This window comes from Haloarcula sp. HT12, assembly GCF_055271655.1.
Genome location: NZ_JBUXKW010000003.1, coordinates 307,663 through 332,877 on the forward strand (window position 1 = coordinate 307,663; position 25,215 = coordinate 332,877).

General features: G+C 63.4%; 24 protein-coding genes. 15 read left to right on the forward strand and 9 right to left on the reverse strand.

The features are described 5' to 3' along the window. Positions 1-177 precede the first annotated feature (177 nt). The 6 genes from ACY9XZ_RS11165 (at position 178) to ACY9XZ_RS11190 (ending at position 6,274) form a co-directional block, all read left to right on the forward strand. A complete protein-coding gene (locus ACY9XZ_RS11165) occupies positions 178-1,716 on the forward strand; it encodes an extracellular solute-binding protein (protein ID WP_463457106.1) in 1,539 nt (512 codons plus the stop codon). A 78-nt stretch (positions 1,717-1,794) separates the two neighbouring features. Next, positions 1,795-2,775 carry a carbohydrate ABC transporter permease gene (locus ACY9XZ_RS11170; RefSeq protein ID WP_463457107.1) on the forward strand — a complete coding sequence of 327 codons (981 nt, stop codon included), beginning with the start codon at positions 1,795-1,797 and terminating at the stop codon, positions 2,773-2,775. Between the two features lies 1 nt (position 2,776). Further along, the gene (locus ACY9XZ_RS11175) at positions 2,777-3,772 is read left to right on the forward strand and encodes a carbohydrate ABC transporter permease (RefSeq protein WP_463457108.1); all 996 of its coding nucleotides are present in this window, start codon (positions 2,777-2,779) and stop codon (positions 3,770-3,772) included. Positions 3,773-3,776: 4 nt separating this feature from the next. Continuing rightward, a complete protein-coding gene (locus ACY9XZ_RS11180) occupies positions 3,777-4,973 on the forward strand; it encodes an ABC transporter ATP-binding protein (RefSeq protein ID WP_463457109.1) in 1,197 nt (398 codons plus the stop codon). Between the two features lies 1 nt (position 4,974). Next, positions 4,975-5,178 (forward strand): hypothetical protein, encoded by a 204-nt coding sequence (locus ACY9XZ_RS11185; RefSeq protein ID WP_463457110.1) that lies wholly within the window; start codon positions 4,975-4,977, stop codon positions 5,176-5,178. Positions 5,179-5,206: 28 nt separating this feature from the next. Further along, positions 5,207-6,274 carry a Gfo/Idh/MocA family protein gene (locus ACY9XZ_RS11190; RefSeq protein WP_463457111.1) on the forward strand — a complete coding sequence of 356 codons (1,068 nt, stop codon included), beginning with the start codon at positions 5,207-5,209 and terminating at the stop codon, positions 6,272-6,274. Positions 6,275-6,277: 3 nt separating this feature from the next. Here the strand turns inward: ACY9XZ_RS11190 and ACY9XZ_RS11195 are convergent, their stop codons facing one another. Both ACY9XZ_RS11195 and ACY9XZ_RS11200 read right to left on the reverse strand, forming a co-directional pair. Continuing rightward, positions 6,278-6,676 (reverse strand): HVO_A0114 family putative DNA-binding protein, encoded by a 399-nt coding sequence (locus ACY9XZ_RS11195; protein WP_463457112.1) that lies wholly within the window; start codon positions 6,674-6,676, stop codon positions 6,278-6,280. Between the two features lie 34 nt (positions 6,677-6,710). Next, positions 6,711-6,989 carry a toxin-antitoxin system TumE family protein gene (locus ACY9XZ_RS11200; RefSeq protein WP_463457113.1) on the reverse strand — a complete coding sequence of 93 codons (279 nt, stop codon included), beginning with the start codon at positions 6,987-6,989 and terminating at the stop codon, positions 6,711-6,713. Positions 6,990-7,177: 188 nt separating this feature from the next. Between ACY9XZ_RS11200 and ACY9XZ_RS11205 the strand changes: the two genes are divergently transcribed. The 5 genes from ACY9XZ_RS11205 to ACY9XZ_RS11225 all read left to right on the forward strand — a co-directional run bounded on the left by ACY9XZ_RS11205 (position 7,178) and on the right by ACY9XZ_RS11225 (position 13,096). Beyond that, entirely contained in the window at positions 7,178-8,242 is a 1,065-nt protein-coding gene (locus ACY9XZ_RS11205; RefSeq protein WP_463457114.1) for a glucose 1-dehydrogenase, read from the forward strand. Between the two features lie 276 nt (positions 8,243-8,518). Further along, positions 8,519-9,901, forward strand: coding sequence for an ABC transporter substrate-binding protein (locus tag ACY9XZ_RS11210; protein WP_463457115.1), 1,383 nt, complete (start codon positions 8,519-8,521; stop codon positions 9,899-9,901). A 174-nt stretch (positions 9,902-10,075) separates the two neighbouring features. Next, positions 10,076-11,128 (forward strand): HTH-type sugar sensing transcriptional regulator TrmB, encoded by a 1,053-nt coding sequence (gene trmB, locus ACY9XZ_RS11215; protein ID WP_463457116.1) that lies wholly within the window; start codon positions 10,076-10,078, stop codon positions 11,126-11,128. A 428-nt stretch (positions 11,129-11,556) separates the two neighbouring features. Beyond that, the gene (locus tag ACY9XZ_RS11220) at positions 11,557-12,333 is read left to right on the forward strand and encodes a helix-turn-helix transcriptional regulator (protein WP_463457117.1); all 777 of its coding nucleotides are present in this window, start codon (positions 11,557-11,559) and stop codon (positions 12,331-12,333) included. Between the two features lie 49 nt (positions 12,334-12,382). Further along, complete coding sequence (locus tag ACY9XZ_RS11225) at positions 12,383-13,096, forward strand: dolichyl-phosphate hexose transferase (RefSeq protein WP_463457118.1); 714 nt, start codon at positions 12,383-12,385, stop codon at positions 13,094-13,096. 30 nt (positions 13,097-13,126) lie between these two features. Here ACY9XZ_RS11225 and ACY9XZ_RS11230 read toward each other — a convergent pair whose 3' ends face one another. Genes ACY9XZ_RS11230 through ACY9XZ_RS11255 form a run of 6 tightly spaced genes read right to left on the reverse strand, consistent with a single transcriptional unit; the run spans position 13,127 to position 20,881 of the window. Continuing rightward, entirely contained in the window at positions 13,127-13,711 is a 585-nt protein-coding gene (locus ACY9XZ_RS11230) for a gluconate 2-dehydrogenase subunit 3 family protein (protein WP_463457119.1), read from the reverse strand. Between the two features lie 9 nt (positions 13,712-13,720). Next, the gene (locus ACY9XZ_RS11235) at positions 13,721-15,727 is read right to left on the reverse strand and encodes a DUF7846 domain-containing protein (protein WP_463457120.1); all 2,007 of its coding nucleotides are present in this window, start codon (positions 15,725-15,727) and stop codon (positions 13,721-13,723) included. Continuing rightward, the gene (locus ACY9XZ_RS11240; protein WP_463457121.1) at positions 15,724-16,854 is read right to left on the reverse strand and encodes an ABC transporter ATP-binding protein; all 1,131 of its coding nucleotides are present in this window, start codon (positions 16,852-16,854) and stop codon (positions 15,724-15,726) included. The genes ACY9XZ_RS11235 and ACY9XZ_RS11240 overlap by 4 nt, the downstream gene beginning before the upstream one ends. Beyond that, a complete protein-coding gene (locus ACY9XZ_RS11245; RefSeq protein WP_463457122.1) occupies positions 16,854-18,476 on the reverse strand; it encodes an ABC transporter permease in 1,623 nt (540 codons plus the stop codon). The genes ACY9XZ_RS11240 and ACY9XZ_RS11245 overlap by 1 nt, the downstream gene beginning before the upstream one ends. Before the next feature lies 1 nt (position 18,477). Then, positions 18,478-19,680 carry an extracellular solute-binding protein gene (locus tag ACY9XZ_RS11250; protein WP_463457123.1) on the reverse strand — a complete coding sequence of 401 codons (1,203 nt, stop codon included), beginning with the start codon at positions 19,678-19,680 and terminating at the stop codon, positions 18,478-18,480. A 37-nt stretch (positions 19,681-19,717) separates the two neighbouring features. Further along, positions 19,718-20,881 carry an alpha-1 4-glucan-protein synthase gene (locus tag ACY9XZ_RS11255; RefSeq protein WP_463457124.1) on the reverse strand — a complete coding sequence of 388 codons (1,164 nt, stop codon included), beginning with the start codon at positions 20,879-20,881 and terminating at the stop codon, positions 19,718-19,720. A 217-nt stretch (positions 20,882-21,098) separates the two neighbouring features. Between ACY9XZ_RS11255 and ACY9XZ_RS11260 the strand changes: the two genes are divergently transcribed. The 3 genes from ACY9XZ_RS11260 to ACY9XZ_RS11270 are packed head-to-tail and all read left to right on the forward strand — an operon-like array spanning position 21,099 to position 23,737. Further along, a complete protein-coding gene (locus ACY9XZ_RS11260; protein WP_463457125.1) occupies positions 21,099-21,842 on the forward strand; it encodes a beta-ketoacyl-ACP reductase in 744 nt (247 codons plus the stop codon). Between the two features lies 1 nt (position 21,843). Continuing rightward, positions 21,844-23,424, forward strand: coding sequence for an acyl-CoA carboxylase subunit beta (locus ACY9XZ_RS11265; protein ID WP_463457126.1), 1,581 nt, complete (start codon positions 21,844-21,846; stop codon positions 23,422-23,424). Between the two features lies 1 nt (position 23,425). After that, positions 23,426-23,737 (forward strand): hypothetical protein, encoded by a 312-nt coding sequence (locus tag ACY9XZ_RS11270; protein ID WP_463457127.1) that lies wholly within the window; start codon positions 23,426-23,428, stop codon positions 23,735-23,737. Here ACY9XZ_RS11270 and ACY9XZ_RS11275 read toward each other — a convergent pair. Next, positions 23,734-23,919 (reverse strand): DUF7836 family putative zinc-binding protein, encoded by a 186-nt coding sequence (locus ACY9XZ_RS11275; protein ID WP_463457128.1) that lies wholly within the window; start codon positions 23,917-23,919, stop codon positions 23,734-23,736. The genes ACY9XZ_RS11270 and ACY9XZ_RS11275 overlap by 4 nt on opposite strands. Positions 23,920-24,062: 143 nt before the next feature. On the opposite strand from ACY9XZ_RS11275, the gene ACY9XZ_RS11280 reads away from it, so the two are divergent. Beyond that, complete coding sequence (locus ACY9XZ_RS11280) at positions 24,063-25,202, forward strand: ABC transporter substrate-binding protein (RefSeq protein ID WP_463457129.1); 1,140 nt, start codon at positions 24,063-24,065, stop codon at positions 25,200-25,202. Positions 25,203-25,215: the final 13 nt, after the last annotated feature.

A 25,215-nucleotide genomic window follows, 5' to 3' on the forward strand; every position in this document is an offset into this window, starting at 1 on the left:
ACCTCCGTTTGGCAAACAACCGTTTGACCTATCCGCACGTATATATACTGAACGTTTTATACTATCCCTACCAATCAATAAAATATCATGTTTTTCGGGACCGGACCGACAATTAACAACACCTGTGGTTAATTATGGACAACCTTTAAGGTGTGTCCGGGATAGCTCAGAATAGACATGTCGGACAATGGCACAAGCGGCGAGCGGAACTCGACAGGCGTTTCCCGGCGACGGTTCGTCCGTGCCGCCGGAGCAGCAGGTGTCGTCGGTGGACTGGCTGGCTGTGCGGACTTCGTCGGTGGTGGCGACGGCGGCGACGGCGGTGGCGGCGACGGTGGTGACGGTGGCTCGACCGGCGACGGCGGCAGCGGCGAGACGACGACGGTCCAGTGGGGTTTCGACCCGGTGGCCGTCCAGAACAACGGCGACGCGATCAAGCAGGCCCTGCACGACAACGGCCTGTCGGACGACATCGAAGTCGAGTTCGTCCCGCGTGACCAGGACACGGGCGCCGCACGGTCGAACTACAACCGGCTGCTGAACGCCGGCGAGACGGACCCGGACATGTTCCTGATGGACAACGGCTGGACGAACATCTTCATCCAGCGAGGGCAGCTCCAGAACCTCTCGGAGACGCTGCCCGAGGAACTCCTCTCGGACGTGTCGGACAACTACTTCTCGGCCTTTACCGACACGGCGCGGGACCCAAGCTCCGGGAACCTGTTTGGCGTCCCGGTGTTCCCGGACTTCCCGACGATGCAGTACCGCAAGGACCTCGTCGAAGAGGCAGGCTACGATCCCGAGGGCAACAACTGGGCCACCGAGCCGATGACGTGGCAGGAGTGGTCCAACATCGCAGAAGACGTCTACGACCAGTCAGACGTCGATTACGGGTTTACCACCCAGTGGGACATCTACGAGGGGACCTCCTGCTGTACGTTCAACGAGGTCATGTCCTCGTGGGGCGGCGCGTACTTCGGCGGCCGCGACAACCTCTTCGGGCCGATCGGCGACCGACCGATCACGGTCGATGAGCCTGAGGTCGTCGACTCCCTGAACATGATGCGGAAGTTCGTCCACGACGAGGACTTCGGCGGACAGTTCTCCGAGTACGGCGGCGGCTTCACCCCGACCGATATCCTCGGCTGGAAGGAGGAGGACGCCCGCGCGCCGTTCGTCAACGGCAACGCCGTCTTCCACCGGAACTGGCCCTACTCGCTGGCGCTCGGTGGCCGCGACCCGGAGGAAACCGACGACCCTTCGCTCGGCGAGAACCTCGGCGCGATGCCGATTCCGTACGGGGTGACAGAAGACGAGGCCGCACAGCCCGGCACGGGTGGATCTACGGCCGCTCTCGGTGGCTGGCACATGACCGTCAACCCCAACAGCGAGGACAAAGACGCCGTGACGCAGGTCATCCGCGCCGCCATGGAGCCGGACTTCCAGCTGACGCTGCTGTCCGTGCAGGGCTGGCTGCCGCCGCGGCCGGAACTGTTCAACTCCGACGAAGCACAGAGCGTGCCCGTCGTCGGTCGCTACATGGACACGCTGCAGGTGGCCGGGAACAACACGATGCCGCGCCCGGTCACGGCGGTCTGGAGCGACCAGTCCAGCAACATCGCGGAGCAGGCTAACCGGGCCGTCGAGCAGTCGGTCTCCTCGGCCGACGCGATGTCGACGCTGGCAGACGCACTGGCGGACACTGAGCAGAACTAAAACCACGGGGTAGCTTTACAATACCGCCCCTGTGACTATTTATCATGACATACTGTAACAACGGACGGAGGTAACCACATGAGTACAGAAACTGGCAGGGAGTCACGGCGCTCCGGCGTGCTCGTGGGCGTGATGCGCTGGATGGAGAACCTCAGCGATACGCAGTACGCGTACCTGCTGTTAGTACCGGTGTTCGTGCTGCTCGGCATCGTTGCGCTGTACCCGCTGTTGCGGACGTTCGAGCTGTCGCTGTTCGCCATCTCGGCGGACTTCTCGAGCACTAGCTTCGTCGGCGTCGGGAACTACGTCGAGCTGTTCACCGGTGAGAAGAACCGATACCTGCCGGGCGGCACCACGTTCCTGCCGGAGGGACTCGGTCTGGACTCGCTGCTTGGCAGCGCGCTGGTCGTCACCATCATTTTCGCCGTCGTGAGCGTGCTGTTCGAGACGCTTATCGGCCTCGGGCAGGCGCTCATCCTCGACCAGGACTTCTACGGTCGGCGGTGGATTCGCGCGGCCATCATCATCCCGTGGGCGGTCCCGATCGTCATTCAGGGGATGATCTTCTTCCTGATGTTCAACGCGAACGTCGGCTTCCTGACGCCGCCGCTCGCCGACCTCGGATTGCTCGCGCCGACGAACACGCTCAACGATCCCGCGAGCGCGACGTTCATCGTCATCGTCGCCGACATCTGGAAGACCTCGGCGTTCATGGCGCTGCTGATTCTGGCTGGCCTCCAGAGCATCGACCGCGGCCTGTACGACGTGGCCAAGGTCGCCGGCGCGACGAAGTGGCAGCAGTTCAAGCTCATCACGTTCCCGCTCATTCTGCCGACCATCGGCGTCGCCGTGCTGTTCCGCTCGGTGCAGGCGATGCGCGTGTACGGGATCATCGACACCGTCTCCAGCTGTACGGTCGTGCCGTCGCTGTCGTGTATGGTCGTCGCGACGTTCAACACCCGAGAGGGGACGTCCGCCGCCATCGCCTTCGTGACGGCCGCCATCATCGGGACGGTCGTGATGGGACTCATCGTCTGGCAAGGGGAGGACGCGATCTGACATGGCAACAGCAACTGACTCAGAGGAGAGCAACGGACCGCTACAGCGCTGGACCCAAAGCGCCATCCAGGACCCGGAGAAAGTGTACCGGGCGCTGTTCTACGCAGCGATGGTGTTTTTCCTGGTGACGACGCTGTTCCCCTTCTACTGGCTCATCGTGCTGGCGGTGACCCCCGAAGGGAGACTGCTTTCGGGCAGCTTCCTGCCGACGGTGGACCTTTTCGGCGTTAGCGGGACGTTCCCGCTGCCGGTGCCGAAAGGCTTCAATCCGGGTGCGTTCGTCACTGTCTTCGAGCAGGTGCCGTTCCACCTGTACATGCTGAACAGCTTCGCGCTGGCGGTCACGACGACCGTCATCGTGCTGTTCGTCGCGAGCCTCGCGGGCTACGTGTTCGGCCGGCTTCGGTTCCCCGGTCGCGCACTGCTGATGCTTGGCATCCTGGCGATCAGCTACTTCCCGCCGGCCGCGTTCGTTATCCCGCTGTTCCAGGCCTTTGCCGGCAACGCCCCGATTACGGTTCCGTTCACGTCCATCCCGCTGTTTACCCCACCGCGGATGCTGAACACCCCCGGGTCGATGGTGTTGCCGTTCAGCGCGCTGTTCATGCCGCTGTCTATCTTTATCCTGACGACGTTCTACGGCCAGATCCCCGACGGATTGGAGGACGCCGCACGGGTCGAAGGAACGACGCGGCTGGGCGCGCTGTTCCGGGTCATCATGCCGCTGTCCGCGCCGGGCGTGGCGACCGCGGCCGTGCTGACGTTCATCGCCGTCTACAACGAGTACTTCTTCAGCTCGATCATGGCGACCTCGCCGGAGGCGGCCAAGTGGTCGCCTATCGTCGGTGGGATCCTCAGCTACCAGACCCAGTACACGACGCAGTTCAACCTCATGGCGGCCGCGAGCATCGTCGGGGTCCTCCCCGTCGTCATCCTCGTGATCGTCGCACAGGAACGCATCGTCAGCGGACTTACATCAGGCGCACTCAAGGAGTAACACAATGGCAAGAGTACGACTCGAACACGTGACGAAACGCTACGACGACCAGGGTGACGTAGTCACCGCGGTCGACGACATGAACCTCGATATCGCCCACGGCGAGTTCATCTGCTTCGTCGGCCCATCCGGCTGTGGGAAGTCGACGACGATGGAGACCATCGCCGGGCTCACCATCCCGACGGAGGGCGAGATCTACATCGGCGACCGCGAGGTGACGAACCTCCCGCCGAAGGACCGCGGCATCGCGATGGTGTTCCAGAACATCGCGCTGTTCCCGCACATGGACGTGTACGACAACATCTCCTTTGGCCTCCGACTGCGGGACTACCCGCAGGACGAGATCGACCGCCGGGTCGAACGGGCCGCCGACATCGTCCAGCTAGAGGGGATGCTCAACCGGATGCCCGAAGAGATGTCCGGCGGGCAGCGCCAGCGCGTCGCCATCGCCCGCGCTATCGTGCGCGAGCCTGACGTGTTCCTGATGGACGAGCCGCTGGCGAACTTGGACGCGAAGCTCAAAGTCCACATGCGGACGGAGCTCCAGCGCCTGCACAAGGAACTGGACACGACGATCATCTACGTGACCCACGACCAGGAGGAGGCGATGACACTCTCGGACCGTATCGCCGTCCTCGACTCCGGGCAGCTCCAGCAGATCGACCCGCCGCTGACCTGCTACAACGAGCCGGACAACCTGTTCGTGGCCGGGTTCATCGGCTCGCCGTCGATGAACTTCATCGAGGGAACCGTCACCGAGAACGCGCTGGAGACGCCGAACTTCTCCCTTGAGTTCAATCCGTCGTCTATCGAGGGCGTCGGCGTCGGCGACGAGGTGACGCTCGGTGTCCGTCCCGAAGACATCTATCCCGCCGAACTCCGTTCGGAAGTGCCGGACCCGTCCGGGACGATTCAGGCCAAGGCCGACATCCTCGAACCGATGGGCGACGAGATATTCGCCTACCTGTTGCTGGGCGACGGCGACACCTCGATGGATCAAGAGTTGGCGACGAACGACCAACTGCTGATGAGCATCGACCCGGACTCTGATCTCCAGGAGGACGAGGACGTCGGGGTCGTCATCGACCGTCGGAACGTCCACCTGTTCGATTCGGCCACGGGCGAGGCGATTGTTCACGACCTCATCCCGTACGAGGCAGAGGGGACCGCCTCCGGAAGCGAAGTGGAATCCGACGACTGACATGAGCAGCCACCTCGCGATGCTGTACTGGAGCGGGATGCTCGTGCTGTTTTTCTTCTGGTCGTACGGTATCGTGTCGTTCATCCTCGACCTGAAGAACAAGATCGTCCCCGGAATCATCCAGTACCGGCGCGGCCGACGCCGCGAGAAGGCCAAACAGGAACAGGACGAGGAACGCGAAGAGCGCGAAAAGCAGTTGTATTAACGGGTTTCGGGTGTAGCTTCCTAGACACATGACAGAGACAGTTCAGGTAGGTATTATTGGGCTGGGCAACATCGCGAGTATCCACTGTAACAACCTCCGACAGCTCGAACAGCCGGTTTCGATAGCGGCGGGCGTCGACATCGATGCCGACGCGCGTCGGCGGTTCGCCGAGACGTACGACGCGCCAGTGTACGAGGAGGCCGCCGAGATATTCGACATGGTTGACGCCGTGTTGGTGACGACGCCGAACAGATACCACGAGCAGTACGTCGTCGCAGCGCTCGAAGCGGGCCTGGACGTGTTCGTCGAGAAGCCGCTGGCGCACACGCTCGATAGCGCACAGCGGATCGCCGCGGCCGCCGACGCGGCCGACGGGTTCTGTATGGTCGGCTTCCACAACCGATTCGCCGACCCGGTTCAGACGCTGGTGGGCTACCGCGACGCGGGCGACATCGGAGCGGTATCACACATCGAAGCGAACTACATCAGGCGTCGGGGCGTCCCCGGACGGGGGTCGTGGTTCACGCGGAACGACGTGGCGGGCGGCGGCTCACTCATCGACATCGGAGCCCACGCCATCGACCTGTCGCTGCACGTCGCCGGCCACCCGGAAGTCGTCGAGGTGTCCGGTGACACCCGCGCCCAGTTCGGCGTCGACGAGGAGTACGCCTACGTCGAGATGTGGGGCGAGGACCACGGTGCAGCCGAGTTCAGCGTCGACGACTCCGCGAGCGCCTTCATCCGCTGTGGGGACGGCACGACGATCTCCCTGGAGGTCGCGTGGGCGACGAACCGGCCGGACAGCCAGGAGTACTACGTCCGCGGGACCGACGCGGGCGCGAAACTCGACCTCGCGGACCAGTCACTGACGCTGTTCGAGACGGCCGACACCGGCGGGATGCACCACCGGACGACCGACATCGAGACGGGGCGGTCGGACCCGAAACGCCACGAGCAGGCGCGGTTCGTTTCGGCGGTCCGTGACGGGACGCCGCCGTCGATGAACACCGTCGAACAGGCGCTTCGGGTCCAGCGCGTGATGGACGGTATCTACCGCTCTAGCGAGTCAGGCGAAGCGGTCAGCCTGGGCGAGTAACGGTCATGCAGTCGCGGTATCCGTATCTCCGTCTTTGAGGGACACCTCGATGTCTATCTCATCGAAGCGGACAACGGGTCGTTTCGAGCGCCCCGACTGCTCGAATTCGATGACGTTCAGCGTTTCCAGTTCGGACAGATTTCGGTGTACCTCTTTGAAATCTCGGTCGACGAGAGTCGCGGTCTCGCGCATGCTCTCCGGTTCGTGCTCCCGAATAGTCCGCAGCAAGGCCAAGTTCGCCGGACTGAGCAATCGCTGCAGGTCGGCCTCGTCATCCAGCACGAGGACGTGACGATCCTCAATGGTCTCGCCGCGTTCCATCGCACGGATGCGTTCTCTCGTCTGTTCTCTCGTCGTCGTCCCGTTGCCCACGCGGACAGTGAGAGTCGTGGTGTCTGTCATGTGTATCTCCTCCTGAGTGGCACCCTGGACCGACTTACAGGTCTTCTATTTCGCTGCAGAACCGCTCGTACAGTTCCATCATGCCCGGAAACGTTATTTCAGTCACATCGTCTCTGGTGTGTCGTTCGTGCCCTTTCGACCGCTCGTGTGCGTTGTCGTATCGCAGCAGCGTTTCGCTATCGGTCGTTCCGTAGTGAAGGGTGTAATCGTACCCGCACGGATACTTGTCGTCGTCCGTCTTTCGGATGCGGACGTGTTCGACACAGCCCTCCGATTTCCTCGTGTACTCTTCAACAGTATCGGAGGGTGCCATCCACACATGGCGGTACGATCCCCATCGAAATAAACTGATGGGGTAAATACCATCAGTAGGGAAGCGTTGGTGGTAAAGCGTCTCCGGCCGCTAGTGTCTTGACCGCCTGTCAATACAGCCGGCGGGTTCCGAGACACGTAACCCTGAAGAAAGACTTAATCCCCAGTGTTCTCACTCTCCGCCTGCGCATGAAAGTGATTGGTGTTACGCGGGGCGACGACGGCCCACAGCTCTTAGAGCGGGTGCGACCGTCACCCGACCCGGGCGAAGCACTCGTCCGGACGCTCCGCGTTGGTGTTGACGGCACAGACCACGAAGTCCTGAACGGGTCCCACGGCGGGTTCCCCGACGGGGCGGACCACATGGTTCTCGGACACGAGGCGGTCGGCGTCGTCGAAGAGCCCAATGGCACGGGGCTCGAGGCGGGGCAGATCGTCGCGCCGACTGTCCGACGGAAACCGAACGGTGAGACGAACGCCTACTTCCGCCGGGGTGAGCCTGACATGGCCCCGGACGGCGAGTACACGGAGCGTGGTATCGTTGGCGACCACGGCTTCATGGCGGAGTATTTCACGTCGCCGGCGGATTACCTCGTTCCCGTCCCCGAGTCGGTCGCGGAGTACGGCTTTCTCGTCGAGCCGCTCTCGATCACCGAGAAGGCCAACGAGCACGCGTACGCGACCCGCGAGCCGTTCGACTGGCGACCGGATTCGGCCTGCGTGCTGGGCAACGGCTCGCTCGGCCTGCTGACGCTGTGGATGCTCGAACAGGAGTACGACCGGACTTACTGTGTCGGCCGGCGGGACCGGCCCGACCCGACGGTCGACATCATCGACGAGATCGGCAGCACGTACGTCGATTCCCGCGAGACCCCGGTGGACGAACTCCCGGAGGCCCACGAGGCGATGGACTACATCTACGAGGCGACCGGGTTCGCCCCGCACGCGTTCCAGACCGTCAAGGCGCTCGACCAGAACGGGGTCGGCGTGTTGTTGGGTATCCCGGAGCCGTGGGAGTTCGAGGTCGACGGCGGGTCGCTCCACAACGAGATCGTCCTGCACAACAAGTGTCTCATCGGGACGGTCAATTCACACGTCTCACATTTCGAGGACGCCGTCGAGACCTTACAGGAGCTCCCGGAGTGGTTACTCGATGACCTGATTACGACGGTTACTGACCCGGAGCATATCGAGGCGGCCTTCGAGGATGGTGACGAGCAGATAAAGGCAGTCGTCGAGTTCGATTCGCTGTAACTCCTCGGGCCGGACCGCGCCCGAGCTTTTCGTCGGTCATATACCCCGACCGAACCCGCTCTAGGCGGTACTTTACCACCAATATATAATAAAACATATATGAATGATAGAGGTATTTACTCACATGATATTAATTTATTCAGGCGCTCAAACCCGTCAGATGGGAGGATAGAGACGTTCTATCCGAACCAGCCCGAATGTCAAACAGTGATTTTCGCTATACAGAAGTATTAAGTAGGAATCTTCAATAAGGAATTATGAGGTATTGGTGCAACCATGACTGAGGACAATTCAGATAGACGGTTGACGCGGCGTAACGCTCTTCGGATTGCTGGCGCAGCAGGTGCGGCCTCGCTGGCCGGCTGCGGTGGGAGTGACGGCAGTGACGGCAGCAGCGACGGTAGCAGCGGAGACGGCAGCGACGGCAGTGGCGGCGACGGCAGTGACGGTAGCAGCGGCGACGGTAGCGACGGCGGCTCGCAGTACAACACACTTGAGGTCGCCCACTGGTGGGGCGAGGGCGACGGGCTGGAAGCGATTCAGTCCGTAATGGACGCCTTCAAGGAGCAACACCCTGACGTCCCCTTCGACGAGAACCTCATCGCCGGCGGTGCGGGTGAGAACCTGCAGGCGAACATCCGGACACGGGTACAGAACGGCAACCACCCGAGCACCTGGCAGGCCTGGCCCGGAAACAACCTGCTTCCGTTCACTGATGCGAACCTGCTGAAGGACATCGGTGACTCCGTGTGGTCCGAAAACAGCATGGAGGACGCCTACCTCCAGGGTGTCAAGGACGCGGCTCAGCCCGCCGGGAACTACGTGACGGTCCCGCTGAACATCCACCGGATCAACAACCTCTTCTACAACGTCGAGGTCGTCGAGGACGCCGGGGTCGACCCGACGTCTCTCGAAACGCCGTCCGACGTGGTCGACGCGCTACAGACAGTCGACGAGGCCGGCTACACCGGAATGGCACACCAGACCGGGTCGCCGTGGTCCAGTTTCCAGATGTTCGCGACTGTCCTCCTCGGCGAAACGGACGCCGAGACCTACAGCGCTATCTTCGTCGACGGCGAGGTCGACGCAAACAGCGACGCGCTGGAGTCGGCCGTCGAGACCACGCAGTCCTATCTCGACTACATCCCGAGCGACGCCGGATCGATTTCCTGGACCGAGGCCAACAACCAGGTCATCAACGGCGAGGCGGCGTTCCTCCACCAGGGTGACTGGGCGGCTGGAACGTACATCACGAACGACCTCACGTACGGCGAGGAGTGGGACCACGTGCCGTTCCCGGGTACCGAGGGCTACTACGCGCTCAACATGGACTCGTTCCCGTATCCGGTCAACAACCCGTCGCCAGAAGCGACCACGCTGTGGTGCCAGTTCGTCGGCACCGCGGAGGCACAGGAGATATTCAACCCGAAGAAGGGGTCGATTCCGCCGCGGACCGACGTGAACACCGACCCGTTCAACGACTTCTCACAGGACCAGATCGCGGACTTCCAGGACAGCGAGGCCCAGCCGCCGTCCGTCGCACACGGCCTGGCCGCGCCGCCGTCCGTCCTGTCCTCGCTTGAATCCGCTATCTCGTCGCTGAACTCCGGCAACGAGCCGTCTAACGTCGTCTCACAGATGGCTAGCGCCTACCAGTAACGCCCCGACCGCCCACCGTTTTTCGCCGTATCGGCTCGAACGATCGGCCTCATCGGTCGGAGGAACTGCTGTGGCGGGACACGATCAGCAAAATATCGTCACATGAACGGTCCTGAAATCATCTCATGAATAGAGTGCCGAAGTTCTTAGTACTCGACTCGCAAACGCCCCAGTATGTCTAGTGACGACTTGGAAGCATCGCTCGAGCAGGTAATCGCGCGGTTCAATCTCGGCGAGTACGAGATTTCAGCGTACCTGGCCGTGCTCCAGCACGGTGAGCTGACAGCGTCGGAGATATCGGAGAACACGGATATTCCACAGCCCCGGGTGTACGATACGGTACGGAGCCTCAGCGACGTCGGGCTCGTCGAACTCAAGGAATCCCGCCCGATGAAGGTCCTGGCTATCGATCCCCGGGAGGCCTTCGAGGGGATTCAGGACTCGCTTGACGATCTCGTCGAGGATCTGTCCTCGCGCTACACTGCGCCCGCACGGGAGCCCGAAGCCGTCTCGCTGGTCAAGTCCCGACCGACGATACTCAGATATCTCGAAGACATCATCGAGACGGCCGAGTACGAACTGACGCTGTCGTTGACACCCGCCCTATTGGAGCGGTTCGAGGACAGGCTCGCAGCGCGGAAAGGGTCCGGAATCGCCATCGAGATCCTCATCTCACCGGGCGTGGACGCCCCCGACCCGGCGCGGTTCGATTACGAATCTATCGCGACCACGGTGAAGGCCCGCCGCGGGATCACGACGCCGGTCGTCGCCGTCGCCGACGGGAACTACTCGATGTACGCGACCCGCGAGAGCGTCCGCGGCGACACGGACCGATACGGCGTTATCTTCAACCGCTCGGAACTGGGTTTCCTGGTGTCCGGGTTCCTCAATACCGTGCTGTGGACCACGGCCGAAACGATTGCCAGCGACGGCGAAGGACTGCCGTTCCCACGCCGCTATGGCACGATCCGACGATGTATCTCCGATCTGGTGACGCTGGACGGGGAGTTCTATGCGACTATCGAGGGACGGGACGTGGAAACCGGCGACCACAGGGTCGTCGAGGGCAAAGTCGATAAGGCGTCGTTCAGCTCGAACCGCGAGGTCGCGACCCTGGTCGTCGAGACAGACGACGGGCCGGTCGAGGTCGGCGGACAGGTCGCGGCGTTCGAGGATATCGAGGCCTACGAGATCCGTATCGGGACGGACGAGCCACCGGAGAACTGACCCGGGCTGCTGTACCTGATTGTCACACCGACTGCCCGACTGCAGGTGGTCGTTGCCGAAACGACGGACACCAGTCCGTAGGAATCGGATGCGTCTGGACGAATTATTTGCAGAGACAATGAGCACCGTGGGCGGGCAACCCACGGTGATCGCATGACCCTTCGGGCTGGCGATTTATGTCAGAGGCACGATATCGCCGGGCCCGAACGTGGCAATTCCACAAGACCAACGTGCACCATCGCGTTCAGCGGGGACGTGGCCCGATGTGGACAGCAATGGTGTATACGTCGTGAGCGGTAAAAAAGATGGACACATTGCCTGCAATAATATCCAGCTTGCGGGGGAATAGTTCAGCTCTCGAAGAGAATTCCATTACAAATGGAAACTGATATGTACGCGAACTATGACCTACAATACATGGGGACAGTATGGGCGTAAAATCGGTTATTCAGTACGTCCGAACGTCATCCGTCCGGACGGACATCATCGGCTCGCTCTGTCCCGGGGCCAGGCCCACCAACGAACTGCTGTCGGCGGTCGACGCGAGCGAGTCGGCAATCTACGACGCGCTCTCGAACCTCGAAGGTCGCGGTCTGGTCACGTCGATGGACGACGGCTGGCGGCTCACCGGCACCGGCCGGCTCGTCGCGGACACGATTCACCGCCAGCAACGCCTTGAGGACCTCTTCGCTGTCGATCCCCAGTACTGGGAGCACCACGATACGTCAGTTCTCCCGCAGCCGTTCCGGTGTCGCCTCCCCGAACTAAACGAGTACACGGTCATCCGGGGCACGCAAACCGACATCAATCGCCCTGTCCGCGAAGTCGTCACCCGCGTCGAGAGCGTCCCGAACTGCGACGTCGTCTCACCAGTCTACCATCCCGAATACGAGACGGCGATGCCTGACAACGCCGATTCGAGGCTGGTGTTGAGCTGTGCTGTGATCGACGAAATACTCGACAAAGAGTCCGTCGCAGTCGATATGGACCTGTTCACGGAGACTGCCGTTCGTGTCACCCCGGTCACGTACGCACTCGCCGTCTCCGATGACTGGATGATCTTGACGCTCCCGGAGCTGGACGGCGCCTGGCCGTCGGCGAAGATCGTCTCCGAGACGGACAGCGCTATTTCCTGGGCAACTGATCTGTTTGCCCGGATCTGGGCGGATGCAACCCCGATGGAGACGTATCTCGCCGGCCCCTGATTTTGGCAAACCTAAACATTCAAGAACCGTGGGTACTGACGGATGAGCAATGGCTATTCAGGGTTCGCGAGGCGACGAACAAGCCGGCTACACGGTCGACGACCTCGCGGTCGTCATGGGGACGTACAATGAAGAAGCAGCGATAGGGACCGTACTCGATGATATCGATGCGGTGACCGACGGACGCGCCGAAGTCGTCTGCGTCGACGGGTCCAGCGACCGGACGCCGGAGATCGCCCGCGACCACGGTGCGACGGTCATCGAGCAGGAGCCTCAGGGGTACGGCGTGGCGGTTCGGGAGGCCGTGCTGACGCCGGATCGACCGGTCGTCGTCACGACGGACTGTGACGACACGTATCCGATGGAGCGCCTGCCCGATTTCCTCGATGAAATCAACGACGGGGCCGACGTCGTCAGCGGCGACCGGCTATACTACGGGGCCGAGCAGATGCCGGCGATGAACAAACTGGGGAACGAGCTGTTCGCGCTGCTGGCGAGCGCGCTCATGGGCAAGCGAGTCCACGATACCACCACAGGGATGCGCGCCTACCGCCGCGAGGTCCTCCAGAAAATCGTCTGGACCGAGAACACCGGCCTCTCGGCCGAACTACTCATGCGGCCGCTGATGCGCGGCTACGACGTCCGCGAGCGCCCTATCGAGTACGACGAGCGGAAAGGCGAGACGAAACTCGACCCGTTTTCGGGCGGGGCGGCAATCGCCAAATCTATCGTCCGTGTCGCGCTCGAAGAGCGGTTCCGGTAGTCTGTCTGCGCAATCAGCGTCGGCCCTGGCTTACCGCTCGTTCGGCGGTTGCTGATAGCTACTTGTCCCGCCGGGGTAGCCCTGTGGGTTCTCGATACCGACGAGATCGCCGCCGGTCGGCGAACTGTACAGCGCAAACAGGAGGTCGTTCACGAGGTAGTAGCGCACGCGGTGCCGCGGGTCGCCGTGTGGGTCCGGATCGGAGGTGTGGATCCCCATCCCCCGCAGCGTTTCTTCTTGTGTTTCGGCGTCTACTGCCACGAAATCGGTGTCTTCCCATTCCTGGGTGTACGCGTCCAGGGCTGCGACGGCAGCCGCCATCTCCGTCGCCCGCTCGGGGTCGGCCTCTGTACGCCCGGCGAGATAGCTTTCGACGAACTCCCGAACGCCGGTCACCTCGCTCGGATAGACGATTGCGGCGACGGCACGGTACGTCTCGCGCTCGTGGTCGCCGAACGCCGACTCGGAACCATCGTCGTTCTCTACCGAATCAGCACCGTCGGCGTCGTCATCTGCTCCACTCCAGGTGAGCGCGGCAGCGCCGCCGGCGACGGTGACGCCCGCCGCGCCGAGTGCTTTCAGCGCGTCGCGTCTGGTGAGTTCGTATTCTGTCATCGGTGTGTCTCAGGTATCCTCGGCTGTGGTGGTCGCATTGATGCTGATTCCATCGCGGTGCGTGCCAGGAACGTAGGCCGCTTCACCGCCACAGCGGCGCTGGTCCCGACAGACTTCGAGCCGCGGCGTCAGCGTTCGGACGCTTTCGGCTGTTCGGTCTACCGGGATCTCCGCCCGGTATTCGAACCCCGCGCCGGTGCCGTAGTCGACGAACATGACCAGCGTCACCGTCCCGTTTTCCGGCGTCGGCACGCTGACCTGCTCGTCGATCCCGTCGCCGGTGAGCCGCGTCCGCTCCCGGTCCGTCGAAAGCTGCAGATCCAGCCTGTCGGCACCGGTGACGGTCGCGTAGTCGTTTTCACCCTCGCTGGTGAGCCGGATCGAGACCAGCGCGGCCTGGTCCGGCACCGACGCCGACACGTCGGTTCTGACTGCCTCGCCCTCGGCGACCGACACGGGCCGGAGCCGCGGTTCGACGGGCAGCCCCAGGTACGGAACCCACTCGCCGCGGAACACGTAGCGGTAGTAGGTCCGGTCGGGATAGGCGTCGATCACCTCGAACTGGCGGTGTTGCATCGCGTAGACGGTGTCGCCGTCGAAGTCGGGGTCGTTACGGACCGACTGGAAGGGATGGTTGAGCCAGTCGCCATACGGCGTCGGGAGCAAGACGAGGCTATCGTCGAGGTCGCGCTCGTCGAACGGCTCGTAGGCCTGCTCTAGCTGCTGGGTCGTCTCGTAGTTGTCCGAGACCGGTTGGGCCGCCGTCGTGACAGCCGCGCCGGCGCCCAGCGCTGCGCCACACAGTGCCACCGCGAGCAGGATCGGACGGACCCGGTCGGGGCTGACGCGCTCGGTGACCAGCCGACGGGTCCGCCGGGCGACGGCGACGACGCCGACGGCACCGAGGGCCGAAAGCGGAACGAGCATGTCGACGTGATAGAACGGCCCGAGGAAGGCGACCAGACCGTCGGTCGGGTCCGAAAGGTCCCCGAGCATATTCACGGTGCCCCAGAAGTAGCCGTTGCCCAGCGGGACCGTCAGGAGAACACCAGCCAGTGCCGCTTGGCGACCGTCGATTCCACGGCGCACAACGGCCCCGAGGCCGACGGCCGCGGCAACTGTCCCCAGCGGCCCGGCGACGACCCACTGGGTGAGCAGCTTCCAGAGGAGTTCGGCGTTCGCGTCCAGTGACATCGCCGGCGTGAATTCCCGCGAGTAGCCCAGAATCTCCCGATAGCCAAAGCCCGGGCCGTCCTGCGGGGCGAACACTTCGTACGGGAACAGCAGCGCGGACCCGGTGACGACGCGGTTGTAGGCAAGCGTCGCGGCGACACCGGTGAGTCCGCCGACGGCGGTCAGCGACAGGCGCGTGAACCGGGCCGGGTCACGCGTCCGGAGCGACCACAGCGCGTGGACGATGAACGGCGTCGCGAACAGTACCGCCGTGTACGGCCGCGCAAAAAAGGCGACGCCGATCGAGAGCCCGGCACAGGCCGCCGTCTTTCGGCTCCCGGTCCGGTCGGCGTGGAGATACGCCGCGGCGAACCCGAGGTTCCACAGCGTCGTCGGCACGTACGAGAGGAACACCGAGGCCTCGACGAGGAACAGCGGCGACCCGAGCATGAGGACGGTCGCGACCACACCCGTTCGCGCGTCGAACGCCTCGCGGACGGTGTGGTAGGTCAGCGCCAACACGCCGGTCGAAATCAGGCCGAGCGCGACGCGGTAGCCGCCGAGCAGTTTCCCGACGGCGAACATCGCCGCCGGAACCGGCGCGTACTTCGGATACAGCCGCTCGCCATCAGCCACGAAGAACCACGGGCGGAACGACTCCTCGACCGGCGGGTAGATGAACAGTTGCCCCTCCAGCAACATCGCGGCCTGCTGGAGGTAGACGCCCTCGTCGTGGTTGGTGGTGTGGTGTGGAAAGACGACGTGGGCCAGCGCGAAGACGACGAGCCCGCCGAGCAGCGCCACCAGCCCCGCCTGTACCCCCGGCCGGCGCAGTCGGCTCATTCCGTCGGATACCAGGCCAGGTCGTGGTCGGCGACCAGGTCAACCTCGACGGGCTGACCCGGTTCGAACGTCTCGACGTGGTTGTGCATGCAGTGGACGACGTCGCCGCTGTGGAGTTCGACCCGGTAGACGAACGAGGGGCCGTTGTACTGGCGGTGGACGACGTAGCCGTCGGCCTTGGACTCGTTCGTCGGCAGCGCTTGCAGGTCGTCGGGTCGGACGAGCACGTCCACCATCGCGCCGTTGTACGCCTCGACCGGCCCGTTCAGCAGGTCCACGTCGAACGAGCCGAGGCCGGTCTCGATGACGTCGCTGGTGACCCGGGCCGAGAGGAAGCTCGCCTGGCCGAGGAAGCTCGCGACGAAGCGGCTCTCGGGGTTTTCGAACACTTCAGCGGGATCGCCGATCTGGGCGATGGTCCCGTCGTTCATGATGGCGACGCGGTCGCTTATCGACAGCGCCTCCTCCTGGTCGTGTGTCACGGAGATGGCGGTGACGCCGGCCCGCTTCAGTATTTTGCGGACCTCCTCGCGCATCTCGACGCGCAGGCGCACGTCCAAGTTCGAGAACGGCTCGTCGAGCAGGAGGACGTCCGGTTCCGGGGCCAGCGAGCGCGCGAGGGCGACGCGCTGCTGTTGGCCGCCCGAGAGCTGGCTCGGCATCTTGTCGTGGTGGGCTTCCAGATCGACCAGTTCGAGCAGTTCGTCAACCCGCTTCGCGACGGCGTCGTCCTCCATCTCGGTCAGGCCGAAGGCGATGTTCTCGGCGACGGTGAGATGCGGGAACAGGGCGTAGTCCTGGAAGACGATGCCGACGTTGCGCTCCTCAGGCTTCCGGAACGAAGATCCGTCGGCGATGACTTCGTCGGCGATGGAGATCTGGCCGTCGGAGGGGCGTTCCAGCCCGGCGATCATCCGGAGCGTCGTCGTCTTTCCGCAGCCCGAGGGACCAAGCAGCGTCAGCAGCTCGCCGTCTTTCACATCGAGCGAGAGATTCTCGACGGCGAGTTCCTGCCCGTAGTCCTTGGATACGTCGTCGAGTTTCAGGACGGTCCGGTTCGGGTTGGCGACCGCTGCGTCCACGTCGTCGAAGTCAGACGTTTGCTGTGTGCGTGTTTGTCGAGACATTAGCTTGTGTCCTCCCGTCGAAGAATTACCAGCATGGAGAGTCCGGAAAGGCCGACGAGCACGAGAGCCGGGACCGCAGCCTGTCCGTAGTAGCCGGCACCCTGGACGAGCCAGATGTACGTGACGAAGGTTTCGAAGCCCGTCGGGCGTAACATCAGCGTTGCCGGCAATTCCTTCATGGTCGTCAGGAACACCAGCGCGGCGCCGGCGGCGATGCCCGGTGCGACGAGCGGCAACACGACCTTCCGGAACGCCGAAAGCGGGTGGTAGCCGAGCGACCGCGCCGCTTCGATGTACTGCGGGTCGACCTGCAGAATCGAGGATTCGGTCGTCCCGACGGCCTGCGGGAGGAACCGAATCACGTAGGCGAACACCAGCAGGATGACGCTCTGATACAGGAAGGGGACGTACCGGAGCCCCAGATACACCAGCGCAAGCCCGAGCACGACACCGGGGACGGCGTAGCCGACGTAGGTGGCCCGCTCGGGCAGCGACGAGACGCCCGAGCCGCCGCGCGCGGCGAGATAGGCGATCGGAAGCGCTGCCACGACACAAATAGCGGCCGCGGCGGCCGCCAGACCGACCGAGTTCCAGGCGTAGGACGCCTCGAACGCGAAGCCGCCGCCGCTGTAGCCCGTGCCCGAACGCAGGAGCCACTGGAGCAGGATACCGATCGGCAACACCAGACACAGCGACGCGATAGCACCGCAAAACAGCAGTGCCGGCCCCTTCCAGTAGCCGAGCCTGATGAGCCCCGGCCGGCGCGAGCCGCTGCTGACGTACGCCCCGTCCCGGCCAGCGTTGAGGCGGGACTCGACGGCAAGGATACCGAGCGCCATCACGAGCAACAGCATCGAGAGCACGGAGGCGTAGTCCAGTCGGCGGGCCCCGAACTCGTTGTAGATCATCCGGGTGAACACGTCGTACTGCATGATCGCCGGCGTCCCGAAGTCAGAGAGCGCGTACAGCGCCACCAGTAAGGCGCCGGCGGCGATGCCCGGTGCGATCTGTGGCAGCGTGACGCGACGGAACGCCTCCCAGCGCGTGTGGTTCAGCGTCCGAGCGGCTTCGACGACAGTCCCGTCGAACGACAGCAGCGACGCGCGCGTAGTCAGAAACACGTACGGGTACGTAAACAGCGTCAACACGAGTATCGCGCCGTGCAGGCCGTAGATCGTCGGAATTTGCTCGATACCGAACGGCGCGAGCAGGTCCGCGAGGACGCCACGGGGGCCAAAGGCCGAGACGAACGCGAAGGCCCCGATGTAGCTCGGGACGACCAGCGGTAGCGCGGACGTGATCGTCCAGAACCGCTTGAACGGCAGATCGGTCTGGGCGGTGAGAATCGCCAGCGGGACACCGATGAGAATCGATGATACAGTGACGCCGGTCACCAGCGCAAGCGTGTTCAGCGTCACCGAGACGGTCGTGTCGCTGGTCAGCAGTTCCACCGCACGGGCGAACTCGATTTCACCCGCTCGGAGAAACAGCCACACCAGCGGCGCCAGTAACAGCAGCGAGATCGACAGCGAGACCACTGCGAGCAGCGTGTGTGGAGACGAGTCTCGTTCCGACGTCGTCGCCTGCTCCCGAAGCCGCTCGTAGCGGTCCTTGGTGCCCATATTAGAGGACGCCTGCGTCCCGTAGCAAGTCGACGGTTCCGGCCACGTCAGCCAGCTCGGTCAGGTTGATGTCCGGCGGGTTCAGATCGTCGATACGGGGCAGGTCGCCGACCGGCGCGACGCCGGGAATCATCGGATACGCGAACGTCCGCGTGGCGAAGAACTCCTGGGCCTCCGCCGAGAGGACGTGCCGGACGAAGTTCGATGCCAGGTCCGCGTTGTCGGTTCCGTTGATGATTTCGAGCCCCGAGACGTTGACGAGCGCGCCGGCGTCGCCCTCGGTGAACGCGAGGCCGATCGGCGAGTTCTCGCGGGCAGATTGGACCCGAAGCGTGTAGTAGTGGTTGGCGAAGCCGGCGGTGAGTTCACCGTCGGCGCAGGCGTTGGAAACGCGGAACTCGTCGTCGTAGGTGGTGATACCGTGGTCCTGCATCGCCTGGAGCCACGACATCGTCTCGTCGTCGCCGCGGATGAGCCGCATCGCGGTGACAAAGGACTGGAACGCGCCGTAGCTCGGCGCCCAGCCCATGCTGTCTTCGAGCGCGGCCGTCTCGGGGAACTCCTGGACCGTCGACGGGATGTCGGATTCGGAGATCTGATTCGTGTTGTACGGGATCGCCCGGGCGCGACCGGCGATACCTACCCAGCGGCCCTCGCTATCCTGATAGGCTTCGGGGACCGTCGAAAGGGCCTCTTCGGGAAGGCTCGCGGTCGCGCCGGCGTTCGCCACGGCACCGAGCGAGCCGGCGTCGATGGACATGAACACGTCGGCGGGGCTCGCGCCCGCTTCGTTCTCCTCGATGATCGTGTTCGCGAGGTCGCTGGAGGCTTCCAGACGGTGGTTCGCCGAGAAATCCGGATAGAGCTGTTCGAGCAGATTGATGAGGTCGAGATACAGCCCACCTTCACCACCACCGAGATACAGCGTCAGTTCGCCGCTGAGGTCCGGAAGATCCTCGATAGAGGTGCCGCCGGGGGCGTCTCGCTGTGCCACCAGTGGGCCGGAGCCCCGGAAGTCAGCGAGGGAAATCTGCCCGGTGCCGGCACCGGTCCCACCGTCGCTTCCCCCGTCACCGCCATCGCCACCACTGAGAACGTCGGAACAGCCCGCAAGCGCAGTCGCTGCGGTCGCACCGCCCAGCGCAAGGAAGCGTCGTCGCGACTTCGTCACGTTACGTCCCGTCGTATCGTTAGAATCACTCATTGTTTGATTTAGGGTTGCCTAAACAACTTAGGCCTTTCTAGTCGTCCGCGGCTGCGGGGACCTGTTCCGTCGCGGCGGCGTCCAGTTCGTCGAGACATGCCAGCCAGTCGAGCATGAACTCCCCGCAGTAGTTAAGGAAGGCACCGTTTTCCCAATCGTTGAAATCGCCGTCGGCCATCGCCGTTGCGATGTCCTCGAACACCGCGGCATAGGAGTCGGCGTCCGCGCCGGCCTCGTCGACGATCTCCCAGACGTGCTCGTTGAGTTCGAGCCCGTGGACCTCGTTGGTCAGATCCGAGAACGTCGAGCGGGGCGCTTTGTTGTGCTCACACAGCGGGTCGCCGTTGTAAATCTGCTTGCCCAGCACGTCACAGGCCCGCTTGAGAAACACGCCCGACCAGATGTCGTCGAAGCGGCCGACGTCCCACTCGTTGTCGTCCATCGGGAGCTGGTAGAACGCCGGGATGACCTCGCGGCGGAAGGCGAGGTTCATCGAGCAGACGGTGAGGTACTGGCCCTCGGCGGCGACGAAGTCCTCGCCGAAATCATCGGCGGTGGTCCGGGTCTGGGCCTGTCCCTGGAGGTCGCCGTCCATCAGGATGCGAACGGCGTCAAGGTCCGGCACGTTCGTCCAAAGGCCTTGGGAAGCGACCACGTCGTCGACGCGGGTCTGTTCGGTCTCGACCGTCTCGTCCATCGCGGCGTAGGGGTAGCCACGCGGGTAGAGGCCGTGCTCGTCCTCGTTGTCGTAGAGAACGTTGACCCACTGCTCGTCGGAACTGACCGCCTCCATCTCGCCCTCGAAGGCCAGGTTCGACATGTGGGTGCCGAAGAAGTCCGTGTCCTCGTGTGGCAGCGTGTCGTCGTCGATGAACACGCCGTACTCGTAGTCGTTGGCCCACATGTAGAGGAGGCCAAACGACGTCTGGGCGTGGCTCGCTTCGGGGATGAGGTGTGAGTACTCGCTTGCGCCGTGGTCGGCAAACCACGCCTCGCGGGCGGTTCCGTCGTAGACAGCCCCGTCGACGCCCTCCTCGTCGAGCATCTGTTCCATCGCGTCGGTGTCACAGAAGTCCTCGGTGATGAGCACGACGAACAGCCGGTCGAGGTCGAACCCGTGTTCCCGGGCGTTCTCGAAGTACGAACGCATGCATTCGTGGTTTCGGATCGTCGGCACCATCACGCAGATGTCCGCTGTCATGTACTGGCTCTATCTCTTTAGGCCGTCCTAAAAGAGTTGGCGTTTTCCCTTTGTCTCCCTCGTGAGTTTGTTTTTCAGTCGTCAGCTATCCTGAAACCGGAACATCATTATATTCCAAATCTGACGTTTAATGTTGTATTAGGAGAACTATTATTTGGCTGTGCTTTGCCAGATTAGGTGATGAGCGTACGAACAACAGGGCAATCCTTACCCACATATGAACCTGGATAATCAAACCTGTGTCGTTACCGGGTCCTCGCGAGGTATCGGTCGCGGAATCGCCAGAGACCTCGGTGCACACGGGGCCAACGTCGTCGTTAACTACCGGTCCTCGGAGGCGGAAGCCCGTGCCGTCGTCGAGGATATCCGCGACGACGGTGGGACGGCTATCGCGGCACAGGCAGACGTGGCGAAACTCGATGAAGTCCGGGCGATGCGTGAGAAGGTGGTCGACGAGTTCGGTCCAGCGGACGTGCTTGTCAACAACGCCGGTATCACCATCGACAAGAAGTTCGAGAACATGACCCGCGAGGACTGGGAGACGGTTATCGATGTCAATCTGGGTGGCGTGTTCAACGGGACGAAGGCTTTCTATGACGATATTCGCGACGCCGACCACGGCCGACTGATAAATATCTCTAGCGTCGTCGGCCAGCAGGGCAACATCGGGCAGGCGAACTACGCGACGACGAAATCCGGGCTGTTCGGCTTCACGCGGACGCTCGCGCTCGAACTGGCACACACGGGCTCGACCGCGAACTGCGTCGCACCGGGCTTTGTCAAGACAGACATGCTAGAGGAAGTGCCCGAACGCGTCCAGGAGAAGATTCTGCGCGAGATTCCACTCGACCGATTCGCCAGCGTCGAGGACATCGCCGGCATCGTCAGGTTCGTCGCCAGCGAGGAATCGAGTTACATGACAGGACAGGTACTTGGTGTCAACGGCGGGATGGAGTGGTAACATGAGTCAACAGGAAGAACCTGAGGACGAGACCGCGCCCGACGACGCGGTCGAGGAGTTGCGACAGAAACGAGCCGAGGCTGAACTCGGCGGCGGGGAGGCCCGTATCGAAGCACAACACGAGAAGGGCAAGATGACCGCCCGCGAGCGCATCGACTTCCTCGTCGACGACGGCACGTTCAACGAGGTCGACCCGTTCGTCGAACACCGGTCGACGAACTTCGGCATGGCGGAGAAACGCTTCGCCGGCGACGCGGTCGTCACCGGGTACGGCGAGGTCGACGGGCGGAAAGTGTTCCTCTTTGCCCACGACTTCACGGTGCTCGGTGGCTCGGTCGGCGAGGTCGTCGCCGACAAGATCTGCAAGGTGATGGACCGGGCTATCGAGAATGGCGTCCCGGTCATCGGGCTCAACGACTCCGGCGGCGCACGCATTCAGGAGGGCGTCGACTCGCTGGTCGGCTTTGCCAAGATATTCGAGCGCAACACCAAAGCCAGCGGCCTCATCCCCCAGATTTCCGCGATCATGGGGCCGTGTGCCGGCGGCGCGACCTACAGCCCGGCGCTGACTGACTTCACCTTCATGGTGCAGGACACCAGCCACATGTTCATCACCGGGCCGGACGTCATCGAGACGGTGACCGGCGAGCAGGTGTCCAAGGAGGAACTCGGCGGCGCTGGGTCACACTCCACGAAATCCGGCGTCGCTCACTTCTCGTACCCCTCCGAGGAGGAGGCTCTGGAGAACATTCGTCGCCTCCTGTCGTACCTCCCGGCGAACAACATGGAGGACCCGCCGCGGGTGAAGCCGTGGGACGACCCCGACCGAGAGATCCCCGGCGTGACCGACATCGTCCCGTCGGCCCCGCGCAAGCCCTACGACATGACGAAGGTCATCGACTCGATTGTCGACGAGGACTCCTTCTTCGAGGTCCACGGCAACTGGGCGCGCAACGTCGTCGTCGGCTTCTCGCGGATGGACGGCCAGTCGGTCGGCGTCGTCGCCAACCAGCCACGCGTGAGCGCAGGGACGCTGGACATCGATGCGGCGGAGAAAGCGGCCCGGTTCGTCCGTTTCTGTGACTCGTTCAACATCCCCATCCTCACGCTCGTCGACGTACCCGGATTCATGCCCGGCACCGACCAGGAGCACAACGGCATCATCCGGCGGGGGGCGAAGCTGATCTACGCCTACGCCGAGGCGACGGTCCCGCTGCTGTCGGTCGTGGTCCGCAAGGCCTACGGCGGCGCGTACATCGTCATGTCCTCGAAGTTCCTCGGCAGCGACGTCAACTACGCCTGGCCCGGCTCGGAGATGGCGGTGCTGGGTCCGCGGGGCGCGGTCAACATCCTCTACCGGAACGAGATCGCGGACGCCGACGACCCGGACGCCAAGCGCCAGGCACTGATGGACGAGTTCCGCGACGAGTTCGCCAACCCGTACGGGCCGGCGAAACGGGGCTACCTTGACGACGTCATCGAACCGAAAGAGACGCGCAAGCGACTTATCCAGGACCTCGACCTCCTACAGCGCAAGCGGGAAGATACCCCGCCGAAAGACCACGGCAACATCCCACTGTAACATGGCGACGAGCGACCCATCAGGGCGGAACGCGGAGACGGCGTCTCCCGCTGACGCCCCAGCACCAGACGACCTCCCGCTGTCGATACCTGACGACGCATCACAGGCAGAGGCGGCGGCGATCACCGCAGCCGTCAGCGCCCACGTGACCGACCGCCAGCGGGCCGCTGTGGCGACTGCACAGCGGACTACGGTCGAGTACGTCGACGAGTGGACGCTAGCCGGGCGGCTGGCGAGCGTTGGCAAACGCCACCCCCCGAACAACGTCAAGCGAGGCGAGGAGTGGAAGGCGGCGGCGCGAGCGCGGTACTAGGACTCGGTGAACTCCTGCAGGACTTCGAGGTCGCGGGTGGTCCGCATAAACTCCGACAGCGACCGTTCGGCCCCACAGTCGTCACAGACGAACTGCGTCTCCGGGGCCGGGAGGTCGGACACTTGCGCTTCCCAGGCAGCTGAACACGCCGGACATTGTAGCTGGAGCCAGGCCTCCTGCATATTTCGTGTGTGGATAGCACGCACGGATATACTTTGTGTGGATTCTCAGTACCAGGGGCTGTGGTGTCGTTTTGCGGTTCGGAGATGTTTTGGCTCGCCTAAATATGGGAAGGCTTAAATGTATTAGGCAAGCCTAAACCGATATGGACCGACGAGAGTATATCGTTGCAGCGGGCGTCGGGCTGGCGGGTGCCGTTGCCGGCTGTTCAGGTCAGTCCGAGGCCGAAACCGGAGGTACCGGCGGAACTGATGAGACGACAGCGTCCGACACGACAGCCACGACGACGGATTCGAGCTACTCCGTCTCGATGGAGCCAGTCGGCGAGGTCACCTTCGAGTCAGCGCCCGAAGTCTGGGTCGCGAACAACGGGAGCTGGGCCGATATGGGGATCGCACTCGGCCTCGATGCCCCCAAAGGGGTCTGGCTGCCGTCGCGGTATCACACCCAGTACTACGACGAGATTCCGGGCGTCAGCGTCGACGGGAGCTCGATCCGGGAGCTGTGGGGCGACAGCGGCGTCGGCAAGGAGCAGTTCTACGAAATGGACGCCGACATCCACGTCATGGACCCGAACTTCCTGCTGAGTCGCGGGTCCTGGGACCAGTCCGATATCGACGAACTCGAGTCCCAGATAGCGCCGTTCTTCGGGAACAGCATCTTCTCGACCGGCTACGAGTGGCACGACTACACCTACTACACGCTGTACGAAGCCTTCGAGAAACTGTCTCAGGCGTTCCAGCGGACCGACCGGTTCGACGCGTTCCAGGCCATCCACGAGGAGTTCCAGACGAGCCTGGAGGACATCGTCCCGGACTCGGAATCCGAACGGCCGGAGGTAGCTATCATGTGGGCCGGCAGCGACGAGCCGACGAGCTTCTCGCCGTACCTCATTGAGGACGGAACGAGTTTCAAGCAGTGGCGGGACCTGGGCGTGCGCGATGCGTTCGCAAAAACCGATGTGCGGGATTTCCACTCCGACCGGAGCGAGGTCGACTTCGAGACCCTGCTCGACATCGATCCGGAATACCTGTTCATGCGCGGGCAGGAGAACAAGACGCGAGCGGAGTTCGAGGACACGGTCGTTCGCTCTCTCGAAGCGGACCCGACCGGGAGCGAACTGTCGGCGGTACAGAACGGCAACGTCTACCGCGGCGGTTCGCTGTATCAGGGCCCCATAACGAACCTGGTCCTCACGGAACGGGCGGCGTCGCAGGTGTACGACGTGGACCGGGAGCTGTTCGACCGCCAGCGCGTCGCCGATATCGTCGCCGGGGACCTGTAAGGGACCATGGCCG